The sequence below is a fragment of the Shewanella sp. cp20 genome, from assembly GCF_000832025.1.
Lineage (GTDB): Bacteria > Pseudomonadota > Gammaproteobacteria > Enterobacterales > Shewanellaceae > Shewanella.
In genome coordinates this window covers 26,965-39,396 of record NZ_JPII01000029.1, presented here as the reverse complement: position 1 = coordinate 39,396, position 12,432 = coordinate 26,965, and the positions used below count along the sequence as shown (strand labels likewise).

Below are 12,432 nucleotides of genomic sequence, written 5' to 3'. Positions count from 1 at the left end.
ATTTATGTCACAACAGCAAGAGATCACCGCACTAAAGAAATTTGTAAGAGCGACCAACTTCCTGGCCACCTCGCAAATCTATCTAAAGCAGAACGTACTGCACAAGCGTCCGCTAGAACATAGCGACATCAAACCCAGACTGCTAGGGCACTGGGGTACTTGTCCAGGTATCAACTTCGTCTACGCTAACGTCAACCGTCTCATCAAGAAAACCAACCGTCCTTTCCTCTACCTTGTCGGCCCAGGCCACGGCTTCCCAGCAGTACAAGCTAACCTGTTTATGGAAGGATCGCTGAGTCACTTCTACCCAGAGACGATTCCGTACAACGAGACTGGTATCGAAGATATCTGTAAGAAATTTTCAGCTGCCTATGGCTATCCTTCTCACGCTAACCCAGAAGCACCGGGTCAGATCCTAGAAGGTGGTGAGCTAGGTTACTCGCTCTCTGTTGCCTGGGGTGCCGTACTGGATAACCCTAACCTCATCGCTACCGTACTTATCGGTGACGGTGAATCTGAAACAGGCCCACTAGCAGCTTCTTGGTACGCTAACCGTCTGGTTTCTCCGGCAAACAACGGTGCCGTACTGCCTATCGTTCACATCAACGGCTACAAGATCTCTGGCCCAACCCGTATGGGACGCATGAGTCACGAAGAACTTGAGCTGGAATTTAAAGGTCTCGGCTATCACCCAATCATCGTCGACAGCGACCTTGAAGAAGATGTCTACCTACAGATGACCAAGGCAATGGATGAAGCCTATGCCATGATCGACGCGATTCAGACTAAAGCGCGTAGCGGCGAAGATATCGTTAAGCCATGTTGGCCAGTGATTCTGATGCGCACCGCAAAAGGCTGGACTGGTGTAGCCGAAGACAATGGTAAGAAGCTGGAAGGTAACTGTGACTCTCACCAGGTTATCGTCAACAAGTGTGCTAAAGATAAGCAACACCTTGAGGCCTTAGACCAATGGCTTGCCAGCTACAAGTTCAGCGAACTTTATAGCATCAATGAGCAAAACCAAATCGTCTTCGATAAAGATATCCAATCTTTGCTCCCTCCAAAAGAGCTTTGCTGTGGTCGTCAGCACCTTAGCTATGGTGGCGAAGTGGTGCGTTCACTGAACAACCCTAAACTTGAAGACCTGGCCTACGGTGCGGAAACACCAAGAGGACAGCGTGGTTACTCTATGTTGAAGATGGGTCAATGGATGCGTGATGCGTTCAAGCTCAACAGAGATCAGCGTAACCTACGTATCTTCAGCCCTGACGAAACCTACTCTAACCAGCTACAGGCTGTATTTGAAGAGACAGATCGTGCATGGCAATGGCCTATCGAGAGCTGGGACGAAGATATGTCTCGCGATGGTCGTGTACTCGAGCTGCTATCTGAAAACCTGCTGTTCGGTATGCTACACGGCTACACAGTAACGGGTCGTCACGGCATGTTCCCAACTTATGAGTCTTTCTCACAAGTAGTGTCCTCTATGGCCGACCAATACTGTAAGTATGTCTATGCCAGCCAGGGCGTACACTTCCGTAAGCCTGTGCCTTCTTGTAACGTCGTGCTCTCTTCACTGCTAGAGCGTCAAGACCACAACGGTTATTCTCACCAGAACCCTTCTTTCCTTGGGGCTATGCTTGAGAAACACCCAGAGATCATCTCGGCTTATCTGCCAGCAGATGCCAACTCGACACTGGTTTACACCGAGCGTGCCTTCGCCGACCGCGATAAGCTAAACATCATCGCTGCCGGTAAGAAAGAGCTGCCACAATGGCTGACACTGGACGAAGCACGTCAACAGGCTAAAGATGGCGTCATGGTGTGGGATTTCGCCTCTGACGACAACCCAGACGTCGTTCTGGCAGGCTGTGGTGACTATGTGACCCAGGAATGTATGGCTTCTCTGGTCATCCTGCGTGAACTACTACCAAGAGTCCGCGTGCGCTTCGTGAGCGTAACCGAGCTAACCAGCAGCGGTCTGGGTAGCCGTAAGTTCCAAAGCAAGCCTTGGATGATGGATGAGATCTTCACCGCCGATAAAGGCGTGGTCTTCAACTACCATGGTTATCCAAACACTATCAAGAAGCTGGTGTTCGATTACAAGGGTAGCCACAGATTCCGTATCAAGGGTTATGAAGAGGAAGGTTCAACCACAACACCATTCGATATGGGCGTGCGTAACGGTACTTCTCGCTACCACCTGGTTATCGATATGGCTTACAAGCTATTCCAACAGGGTGTGATCGACGAGACACAACACGTCGCCATCACCACTGACATGCTTCAGCGTCTGGTTGACCACCGTAACTACATCAAGGCCAACGGTGTAGACCCTGAAAGCATCGAAAACTGGGTCTGGACACGTTAAGAATAGATTAACGCTAAGTTAATTATTCTACTAGAAAAAAGGCGATTCCTAGCGGAAACGCCTTTTTTATTACCTATCGACCAATAATCCTAAAAAATTTGCCCGTTATTCATGGCAATTTCTATATTCGCGTAAGATAATACAAAGGCTAGCGATAATACCAAAGGAATCCCCCCACAAAGTGCTGGCATGTTTTTACAGGATAAAAACAGCATGGGGGAAAGATAGTAAAACAAAGGAATTGGAAAATGATGAACAATACATTGAAAGCTATTCTGCTTACATCAATGCTCCCATTTGCAGCCAATGCAGCACAAGAACTCACCCCTTGGTACGTCGGTGGCGGTTTAGGCGTAAACAATTACGAGCCTAACTGCGATCAGAAGACCATGAAGCAATGTGGTGAAGACGATCCTTATGCTTGGGATGTATTTGGTGGTTACCTCTTTAACGACTATTTTGGTGTCGAACTGGGCTATCGTGACCTGGGCCGCGCCGAATGGGTCGACTATGCCAACAAACTTAACGACGTCGGTGCTCGCGGTATGACACTCGGCCTAGTAGGTTTCTGGCCATTTGCCGACCGTTGGAGCCTGTCAGCCGAAGCCGGTGCAATGAACTACCTACTGTCTAACAACAAACAGTGGGGTAGCGAGTACTACAGCGACAGCGGTGTTGCACCATACTTCGGTGCAGGTATCGGCTACAACTTTACCGACAACCTCAAGCTGCAAGCTAAGTATCGTCGTTATGAAAATCTCGACGAAGACAAGTGGAACACCCTTGAGATGGAAAGCAACTACTGGGGCCTTGAGCTAAGCTACCGCTTCGGTCGCACCGCACCGGCACCTGTTGCAGCACCTGTGGTTGTTGAACCAAAAGATTCAGACAACGACGGCGTGACCGACGATAAAGACCAATGTGCCAACACGCCGAGCAATCATAAGGTTGATGCCAGCGGTTGTACCCTTTACCGCGAAGTCACCGAGAAGCATGAACTGGGTTCAATTCGCTTTGCCAATAACTCTGCCGTGGTGAACTCTGCGTCTTATGGCCAAATCGAAAAGCTGGCCAATTATATGAACCAAAAACCACGCGCAACCGTGTTGATCGGTGGTCACGCCTCTAACGTAGGTAACCCTGACTACAACATGGATCTGTCTGAGCGTCGTGCCAACGCCGTTGCCGAGCTACTGGTCAGCAAGTACGGTATCAGCCAAGATCGCGTCAGCGCTAAGGGCTATGGTATCACTCAGCCACTGATCGAAGGCAGCAGCGCAGAAGCCAACAAGGCTAACCGTCGCATCGAAGCCCACGTTACGGGTGTACGTAAAGAGGCGATTCTAAAGTAAGTCTTTACGATTAACTTAATGATCGACCTCAATAAAAATCGCTGCTTAGGCAGCGATTTTTTTTCCTGTCATAATTTAATGGTTATACTCTAAGTCCGTTTAGCCCAAACATCAGCCCGGCTATACGGCAATGGCTAAAATGCCTTTTACTGATATTTAGCAACTTTTCTGTAATTTTTTTTCATTCATGGTTGGAAATATCGGCAAAATCGCGTCTAATAGCCGTTAGTAAACCACACACTTAAGCTGCTTCTTAAGAAGGATGTAATTTTCATGGCTAATACACTCGAGCAATTCAAATCTATCACCACCATAGTCGCCGATACCGGTGACATCGAAGCCATCAAGCGTTATCAACCACAAGACGCTACCACCAACCCCTCTCTTATCCTGAAAGCAGCCCAAATTCCTGAATACAAGCACCTGATTGCCAATGCCATCGAATGGGCTAAGTCTCAGAGCGACGATCTGGCGCAGCAGGTTGAAGATGCCGGCGACAAACTGGCGGTCAACATCGGCCTCGAAATCCTAAAAATTGTTCCAGGCCGCATCTCGACAGAGGTGGACGCTCGTCTTTCATTCGACAAGGCTGGCTCTATCGAGAAGGCGCACAAGCTGATCAAGCTTTATGAAGAGGCAGGCATCGACAAGTCTCGCATCCTGATCAAACTGGCCTCAACCTGGGAAGGGATCTGCGCCGCCAAAGAGCTGGAAAAAGAAGGCATCAACTGTAACCTGACACTTTTATTCTGTTTCGCCCAGGCCAGAGCCTGTGCCGAAGCCGGTGTTTACCTGATCTCGCCTTTCGTCGGCCGTATTCTCGACTGGTACAAGAAGGATACCGGCCTGGACTACAGCGCCGAGGAAGATCCAGGCGTTGTCTCGGTCACTAACATCTACAACTACTACAAGCGTCATGGCTACAACACGGTTGTGATGGGCGCCAGCTTCCGCAACACGGGTGAGATCATCGAACTTGCTGGCTGCGATCGCCTGACAATTGGCCCTGCACTACTTGAAGAGATGGCAAACAGTGACACGCCTGTCGTTCAAAAGCTGAAACCAGCAGGCGAAGTCGTTGCTCCGGGTGCCGCCCTCAGCGAAGCCGAGTTCCGTTGGGAGTTCAACCAAGATCCTATGGCCGTTGAGAAGCTTGCCGAAGGTATCCGCAACTTTGCCATCGACCAGGGCAAACTTGAAACCATGCTAAAAGCCGAACTCGAAGCCTAAGGGAATAGACGTCATGACTAAGCTTACTCAGCAAGATGCGTGGGCCCAGCTTGAAGCACAAACCGCCAAGCTGCCCCACATGCGCGAGCTCTTTGAAGCCGATCCACAGCGCTTTGACAAGATGTCACTGTCGGCATGTGGACTGTTGCTGGACTACTCCAAGAACCGAGCCGATGAGCAGACACTGGCACAACTGTTTGAATTGGCTAAGTCTGCCAGGTTAAGCGATAAGATCCGCGCCATGTTTAATGGCGAGATCATCAACAACACAGAGAAGCGCGCCGTACTGCACACCGCCCTCAGAGCCGAGGCCGACGAGGTGATCCTGGTAGACGGCCAAAATATCGTCCCCGAGGTAAAACTGACTCAGGCCAAGATGGCCAAGTTTGTCACAGACGTGACCTCGGGCGAGTGGAAAGGCTATACGGGCAAGGCAATCACAGATATCGTTAGCATAGGTATCGGCGGCTCATTCCTTGGCCCTAAAATCGTCACTCAGGCGCTGCGCCCCTACTGGAATCCGGCGCTGAAGTGCCACTTCGTTGCCAACGTCGATGCCACCTCACTGTGTGAGAAGCTGCGTCTGGTGGATCCGGAAACCACTCTGTTCGTGATGTCGTCCAAGTCTTTCGGCACCCAGGAGACGCTGACCAATACCCTGAGTGCCAAGGCCTGGTTCTTGGAAAATGGCGGCACTCAAGCGGATATCGCCAAGCATTTCGTCGCCGTGACCTCAAATGTGGCTAAGGCGACCGAATTTGGCATGGATGCGGATAACATCTTCCCTATGTGGGATTGGGTCGGCGGCCGCTATTCACTCTGGTCGGCGATTGGCCTGCCTATCGCCCTGCTCATAGGCATGGACAACTTCTACCAGCTGCTGGCCGGTGCCAAGTCGATGGACAAGCATTTTGTCGAGGCGCCTCTCGAGCAGAATATGCCGGTGATCATGGGGCTGTTTTCCCTGCTCTATGGCAACTTCTATCAGGCACAGTCCCATGTGGTACTGACCTATGATCATTACCTCAGAGGCCTGCCAGCCTACTTCCAGCAACTGGACATGGAGAGTAATGGTAAATCTGTCACCCTCAACGGCGACAGCGTCGACCATGCAACCGGCCCGGTGATCTGGGGTGGCGAAGGCACTAATGGTCAACACGCCTATCACCAGTTGTTACACCAAGGCACGGCACTGATCCCGGCAGACTTTATTCTGCCGCTGCAGAGCCATAACCCCCTCGGTGAACACCATGTTCAGCTGGCCTCAAACTGTTTTGGGCAGACCCAGGCCCTGATGCAAGGCAGAACCTTCGATGAGGCACTTGCCGAACTCGACGGTAGCTCGTTGAGCCAAGAAGAGAAGGCATTGATCGCTAAGCACAAGGTGATGGATGGCAACAAGCCAAGCAACACCCTACTGATGGACAAGCTGACGCCGGAAACACTGGGTGCCCTGATTGCCCTGTACGAACATAGAACATTTGTTCAGGGTGCACTGTGGGACATCAACTCCTTCGACCAATGGGGCGTCGAGTTAGGCAAGACCCTGGGCAATGATGTACTCGCTCGTCTTCAGAGCAATGAAGAGGCTAAGGCACTAGATGCCTCTAGCAACGCTCTCATCAATCTTTTTAGACGCGGCCACATTTAAGCTCGCCAAAAGTTAGCCAACAAGAAAGCCAGTTTCACTGGCTTTTTTGTTATTTGCAGTAACATCCACCAGCAAGCCTCACCTTTTGCCCATCCCACGGGCAAAAAAAACAGCTGTCACGCCACAAATGATTCATCCCAACTTAACATTATTGAAACATTTTTCTTGCACCATAAATTGGAAGTGTGATATTTAATTGTTGAGAAAAAATACAACAACAGGAGGTTGCCATGAATCGCTTAGATTATGGTAGTGCGCTAGATGATACCGTCATTGAAAGACCCAACAGTCGTTCGCGAAGCTCCAACAAGAAGCGAAAATGGCGCGAAATAGAGGCTATCAAAGAGAAACAGCGTTTGATTAAAGAGCTTCAGGATATCGACAGCAGTTTCGAATACGACTTAGATAACCTTCTGATGTAAAAATGATAAGAAAATAGCGCCTTAGGCGCTATTTTTATGTCTGTTACTCTTCGGCCTTGGCCAGATATTCTTTTAACTCCTCGAAGAGCAGGTTGTCATCGTCGCTGAATAATGGGTCGCTAATTAACTTCTCCTGACATCTGTCGGCCACCTGCTGCCACTGCGCCTCGGTCATCCCCGCCTCCCAGATGGGGAACAACTTACTCTCTTCATACATCATGTGATTTCGCTGCGCCTCTACATACTCCTTCAGCGCCTGACTCAGGGTTTCGTTCTGTACCGGGACGTCACTCAAGATAAGATTTAGGGTAGTCATCAGATTGGTCGAGCTTTCGATGAGGCCATGATGCTCTTCCCCCAGATTCTCTTCCAGGGCCTCTTCAGGGTGTGTCTGAATATAGAATTCGTTGATCAGATCCTCTACCGGGTGATGGCTGTGCTCGGCATAGCTCTGCATATATTCTACGATATCTCGGATCAGATTAAAGTTGACGGCCTCACCATTTTGCAGCCGCTGCTGCTTATTTTTGAGAATATTTAACAGTATCGCGATATGTTTATGGTCATTATGAAGTCTCGCTAACATCGTCACCTCCAACCTTCTAGACGCCTTTAGTTACTATAGTCAATTGTTGAACTTTTACTCACACTAATATGTAACCCGCCATGATGACGTGACTCAGATCAAGAAAAATGAACATAAAATAATCACTTAAGGTACGCTTGCCCCCAGTACATCCATCACCTTGCCCAGCGCGGACTGTAGGCGGGTAAAGGCCTGCGAGGCCGACTTCACCTCCTTCAAATTACGCTCGATGAGCGCGGTAAAATAATCTTCCTGCTCTATGGTCATGTCCAGCACATGAAAGCTGCCGCGGATCTCAGTGGTCATGTTAATGAGGGCGGCACTGAATCTTTCATCATGCTCAAGGGTCGCGGCATTGATGTCACCGATAAGTGCTTCGATATCGACAAAAACCTGTTTCAGTGTCTGCTGACGACCGATATCCATGACGCGCGCCTCGAGACCTTCGACCACCACGGCGATAATATCCCGCAACCTGCCGTAGAGCACTTCGTCGTTTATCGGCATATTTTTGATCAGGAAGGAGACATGCTTGTCGTTGCAGATGGTACGGCAGCCAAAGTCATACAGGCGCCCATGTTTGTCCAGCAGCTCGAGAATGTTCGACTCTATGGGGCTGATCGCAGCGTGCTTAGGCGCAAAATACTCCACGCTATCACCGCGTATCTCCAAGCAGGTATTGAGATTAAGCTGGTGCATCAGGTCAAAGAAGGCATCGGCCAGAGTCTGGTGATCGTGACAGAGAAAACACTGGCGAAAGAACTGCAATACGCAGCCATACTGAGACGACTCGGTCATCGACTGAAAGGCCATGTTGCGGGAGACTGACTCCGCCTGAATCAGCTCTCTCTGCTTCATCACATAGTGGGCGACGCTATGGACCTTGGCCAGTAACTCTTTTAACTCAAAGGGTTTAGCGATAAAGTCCACCGCATTCACCTCATAGGCCTTGAGCCGCTCCTCTAAGGTATTCATCCCAGAGACAAACAGCACGGCCACCTCCTGGTTTGTTTCCTGCAGCTCTTTGCAGAGGGTGATGCCATCGGTATCGGGCAGGTTGATATCCATCAACAACAGGTCGGGTTGTCTGTTTTGCAGGGCAATACGAAAATCGGCCGCGCCATAGAAGGGAGTCACCTTAAATTCATCTTGCAACATCTCGACGATCAGCTCGCAGTAATCCCTGTCATCGTCGACAACCCAAATATCCATGTTGTTCATCGCAATTCTCCTTGTACAAACTCAATCCCTATCTCTTCGAGCCCACGCACGAAGGCGCTAATATCAAAGGGTTTCTGCAGCACCTTAAAGGGCAGATCTTCCCGGCTACTGATGCCGACATCACCGACATAACCTGAGATCAAGAGCACGGGGATAGCCGTGTGCCGACTCAAATCTGTCACCAGCTCATAGCCGTTTATGCCGCCTGGCATCAAGAGATCTGAGATGATGAGATCTATATTATCTATGCCGCCGCTAAACTGCTCCCTGACCAGCAGAGGGTCTGTATAGGCCAGCACCTCCATCCCCATCATCTGACAGTGATCGCAGAGCACCTCCAGCAGGTCGGGTTCATCATCGACGATAAGTACCCTGATGGGCCGCGCGACCTTGGGATACTCGAGCGGCTTGTGATGTCGCTCGCTCTGTCGCTCGACCGGCTTGATGGCCGGAAACCACAGGCGTATCTCAGTGCCCTCTGCGCCTGTGTGCATGATACTCATGTAACCGTTAGAGCGTTTTACGAAGCCGTACACCATGGAGAGGCCGAGCCCGGTCCCCTTGCTCTTATCCTTGGTGGTAAAGAATGGCTCGAAAATCTTATCCAACAGGTGATCGGCTATCCCCCGGCCCTGATCGATCACGGATATCCACACATAGTCGCGGTTATCCGTGCTAACTGTATTACCCACCCCGGGAAGATAGCCCGACAGATACTGCTCACCTGTCGCTATGGTGATCTGCCCTTCCCCATGCATGGCATCCTTGGCGTTCAATACCAGGTTAATCAGGGCATCTTCCAGGTCGCCGCGATCGACGCAGATATCCCGCATCGACGCTTGGGGCAAAATATTGAGGCTCACCTGAGTGGTTAACGACTTCTCCAGCAACTCCTCTAAGCCCAGAAGCACCTCATTGACCTGCAGCGGCTGGGCGCTAAATTGCTCCTGGCGGGAAAACTGCAGCAGGCGCCGGGTGAGATCTGTTCCCCTTTGGCAGGCCTTGAGCGCCGTGGCCAGGTAACGTGCTATGGTATCGTCCTTGCCCTTGAGCTCCATTAGCTCCAGATTGCCCTTGAGCACACCCAAGATATTGTTGAAATCATGGGCCACACCGCCCACCAGCTGTCCCATGGCCTGCATCTTTTGCGTGCGGGCCATGGTATTTTGCATCAGCTTCTGCTCTGTGATGTCCCTCCCCACCAGGGTAAACAAGCTGCCGTCTTCATACTGCTCGTTTAAGGCAATCAGATGGGTATGCAGGATCACCTTCTCCCCCGTAGCGGTCGAACAAACCAGCTCGCCGGTAAATTCCAGGCGCAGCTCTATCGCCTCCAGCAGTTCCTGTGCCTTGTCATCCTGATCCCCGAAGAAGAGCTCAATCGACTTGCCGATAAGCTGACTGCGGGGATATTGGCTGATGGCGGTTGCCGCCGCGTTGGCATACATGATCACGGGCGCCATCCCCTTCTGACGCGAGGCGACCACTATCATATCCTCGCTGTTACTGACGATAGACTGATACATTTGGGTGTCGATCGACTTGATGATCTGGGCATTACGGCTCTGCTGCCAGTCCAGACTCTGCTGCTGCAACATGCCGCTGATACTGTCGGCAATAAAGGTCTGATAGGAGGTGAGAAACGACAGCCAGCCCTTGACCGGGCGATAGAAGAAGATATTGACGTCTAGCCCCTCGATGGGCCAGACCACAAACCGCTGCCACAGATGTGCGCCGCGTTGACCATCCAACAGCGGCCAGTCCTTTACCTGGCGCCACAGGGTGATATATCGCATAGAATCCCGGCACCAGCAGGTGACATCGGCGGGCATCTCATCACAGGCCAGCAGGCGACGAGACAAGATCATCACAGACTCGGCGCCGCTGCTATCGGCCAGAACACGACACAGGGGCAAGAGTACATCGTCACCACGAATAAACTGTCCCTGTAACTTACCCAGCTGGGCGATCAAGGCTGGGCCGAAGTCCATAAATTCAGATTGAGAGAGATCCTTAAACACGCTAGAGTCCATTCCACTATCGAAAAATAAACAATTAAGGCTAAATACCTTTCATTGAGCATAGTCCAGCCTAGAAAAATCGCTCAAAATACCGTGATAATTTATAAGCTTGTTGAAAGTTAGTGAGGAAGAATGTCAGACACTCATTGGGTTGGTGCCCATGTCAGCGCCGCCGGCGGTATCGCCAATGCGCCGCTAAACGCACAAAAGATTGGCGCCAACGCCTTTGCGCTATTTACCAAGAATCAGAGACGTTGGCAGGCGGCGCCGCTCTGTCCTAAGCAGATAGCCGACTTCAAGGCTAACTGCGAACAGGCCAATATCTCCCCCGATGCCATACTGCCCCACGACAGCTATCTGATTAATCTGGGCCATCCGGATACCGAGCAGCTCACGCGCTCGCGTGAGGCCTTTCTCGATGAGATGCAGCGCTGTGAGCAGATGGGGTTAACCCTGCTGAACTTTCATCCCGGCAGTCATCTCAACAAGATAGGCATAGACGAGTGCTTGGCCCGCATCAGCGAGTCGATCAACCTGGCGCTGGATAAGACCCAGGGGGTCAGCGCCATCATAGAAAACACCGCGGGTCAGGGGTCAAACCTGGGCCATAGCTTCGAGCAGCTTGCCCAGATCATCGACAAGGTAGAAGATAAGAGCCGCGTAGGTGTCTGTATCGATACCTGCCACATGTTTGCCGCCGGCTATGATTTAACGACCCATGAGGCCTGCGAAGCGAGCTTCGGACAATTCGATACCATAGTGGGCAACCACTACCTCAAGGCGATGCACCTTAACGACAGCAAGACGCCCCTCAACAGCCGTGTCGACAGGCACCACTCCCTCGGCGCCGGTTATATCGGCATGGATGCGTTTAGCTATATCATGAAACACCCGGCGACTAAGCAGATCCCACTCATCCTGGAGACGATAGAACCTGAGATCTGGCCACAAGAGATCAACTGGCTAAGGAGTCAGGCTCGCTAAAACAGGCACTTATAGACCACGGCAATCACCTTAACCTGGCTATCCCCGTCGAAGTGATCCTCCTGTAACCAAACGATGTGGGTACCACCTAGGGCCTCCCCCTGATGCTTGGCATTTTCCCGCGCCGCCCTCAGCGGCGCATCCCCTCGACCTAAGCCTGTTACCATGGCGAAACTATCACAATGGGTCACCTCGAAATCATAGGCTTCATTGATTCGCGAATAGAGCTGCGGCTCATTAGATGTGCAGGCGCTCAAGAGACAAAGGCCCAAAAAAATCACTCTTATATGCAAAACCACAGGTCTCGATAAAGTAAAAAGTCCTTAAAGATAAATAATTTAAATTTAGCCTGATGTGATGATAATCACGACTAACTCAACGAAGGCGATACACTTGGCAACCTAAGTAGCGAACACTCTGTGAAGTAGACGCCTTGTGATCATGACAAGTAAACGGTAAACCAAATGTTATCGCGCGCACGCAAATGACAACCTCGACGAAACACCTAACATCCAATACCTAGAGAGAAGAGAAAGAGAAAGAAAAAGCAGAGAAGAGAGAAAATCACAGTCCGCAAACAACAAATGACAAACT

The 12,432-nt window shown here is 50.9% G+C and carries 10 protein-coding genes; 6 read left to right on the top strand and 4 right to left on the bottom strand.

Annotated features, from left to right (window positions below; translation table 11 throughout):
* The first annotated feature begins 4 nt into the window (after positions 1-4).
* The 5 genes from DB48_RS11315 to DB48_RS11295 all read left to right on the top strand — a co-directional run bounded on the left by DB48_RS11315 (position 5) and on the right by DB48_RS11295 (position 7,026).
* Positions 5-2,371, top strand: coding sequence for a phosphoketolase family protein (locus tag DB48_RS11315; protein WP_041510395.1), 2,367 nt, complete (start codon positions 5-7; stop codon positions 2,369-2,371).
* A 248-nt stretch (positions 2,372-2,619) separates the two neighbouring features.
* Positions 2,620-3,723, top strand: a complete 1,104-nt coding sequence (locus DB48_RS11310) for an OmpA family protein (RefSeq protein WP_041510394.1) — start codon at positions 2,620-2,622, stop codon at positions 3,721-3,723.
* Between the two features lie 273 nt (positions 3,724-3,996).
* Positions 3,997-4,953, top strand: a complete 957-nt coding sequence (tal, locus tag DB48_RS11305) for a transaldolase (protein ID WP_041510393.1) — start codon at positions 3,997-3,999, stop codon at positions 4,951-4,953.
* A gap of 13 nt (positions 4,954-4,966) precedes the next feature.
* Entirely contained in the window at positions 4,967-6,604 is a 1,638-nt protein-coding gene (gene pgi / locus DB48_RS11300) for a glucose-6-phosphate isomerase (RefSeq protein ID WP_041510392.1), read from the top strand.
* Positions 6,605-6,834: 230 nt separating this feature from the next.
* Positions 6,835-7,026 (top strand): DUF3545 family protein, encoded by a 192-nt coding sequence (locus tag DB48_RS11295; RefSeq protein WP_011864891.1) that lies wholly within the window; start codon positions 6,835-6,837, stop codon positions 7,024-7,026.
* Positions 7,027-7,069: 43 nt separating this feature from the next.
* On the opposite strand, the gene DB48_RS11290 is transcribed toward DB48_RS11295, so the two are convergent.
* From DB48_RS11290 to DB48_RS11280, 3 genes are all read right to left on the bottom strand, one after another.
* Positions 7,070-7,612 (bottom strand): hemerythrin domain-containing protein, encoded by a 543-nt coding sequence (locus DB48_RS11290; RefSeq protein WP_041510391.1) that lies wholly within the window; start codon positions 7,610-7,612, stop codon positions 7,070-7,072.
* Between the two features lie 126 nt (positions 7,613-7,738).
* Positions 7,739-8,833, bottom strand: coding sequence for a response regulator transcription factor (locus DB48_RS11285; protein WP_041510390.1), 1,095 nt, complete (start codon positions 8,831-8,833; stop codon positions 7,739-7,741).
* Positions 8,830-10,854: a hybrid sensor histidine kinase/response regulator gene (locus tag DB48_RS11280; protein WP_235375388.1), complete on the bottom strand. Its 2,025-nt coding sequence runs from the start codon at positions 10,852-10,854 to the stop codon at positions 8,830-8,832. The genes DB48_RS11285 and DB48_RS11280 overlap by 4 nt, the downstream gene beginning before the upstream one ends.
* Positions 10,855-10,986: 132 nt before the next feature.
* Between DB48_RS11280 and nfo the strand changes: the two genes are divergently transcribed.
* The gene (nfo, locus tag DB48_RS11275; RefSeq protein WP_041510388.1) at positions 10,987-11,838 is read left to right on the top strand and encodes a deoxyribonuclease IV; all 852 of its coding nucleotides are present in this window, start codon (positions 10,987-10,989) and stop codon (positions 11,836-11,838) included.
* Here the strand turns inward: nfo and DB48_RS11270 are convergent.
* Entirely contained in the window at positions 11,835-12,131 is a 297-nt protein-coding gene (locus tag DB48_RS11270) for a hypothetical protein (RefSeq protein ID WP_082035629.1), read from the bottom strand. The two genes, nfo and DB48_RS11270, sit on opposite strands and share 4 nt — an antisense overlap.
* Positions 12,132-12,432 lie beyond the last annotated feature (301 nt).

Bases quoted from the DNA above. Each gene is read 5' to 3' on its own strand.
- DB48_RS11315 (WP_041510395.1), top strand. From the start codon at position 5: ATGTCACAACAGCAAGAGATCACCGCACTAAAGAAATTTGTAAGAGCG.
- DB48_RS11310 (WP_041510394.1), top strand. From the start codon at position 2,620: ATGATGAACAATACATTGAAAGCTATTCTGCTTACATCAATGCTCCCA.
- tal (WP_041510393.1), top strand. From the start codon at position 3,997: ATGGCTAATACACTCGAGCAATTCAAATCTATCACCACCATAGTCGCC.
- pgi (WP_041510392.1), top strand. From the start codon at position 4,967: ATGACTAAGCTTACTCAGCAAGATGCGTGGGCCCAGCTTGAAGCACAA.
- DB48_RS11295 (WP_011864891.1), top strand. From the start codon at position 6,835: ATGAATCGCTTAGATTATGGTAGTGCGCTAGATGATACCGTCATTGAA.
- DB48_RS11290 (WP_041510391.1), bottom strand. From the start codon at position 7,612: ATGTTAGCGAGACTTCATAATGACCATAAACATATCGCGATACTGTTA.
- DB48_RS11285 (WP_041510390.1), bottom strand. From the start codon at position 8,833: ATGAACAACATGGATATTTGGGTTGTCGACGATGACAGGGATTACTGC.
- nfo (WP_041510388.1), top strand. From the start codon at position 10,987: ATGTCAGACACTCATTGGGTTGGTGCCCATGTCAGCGCCGCCGGCGGT.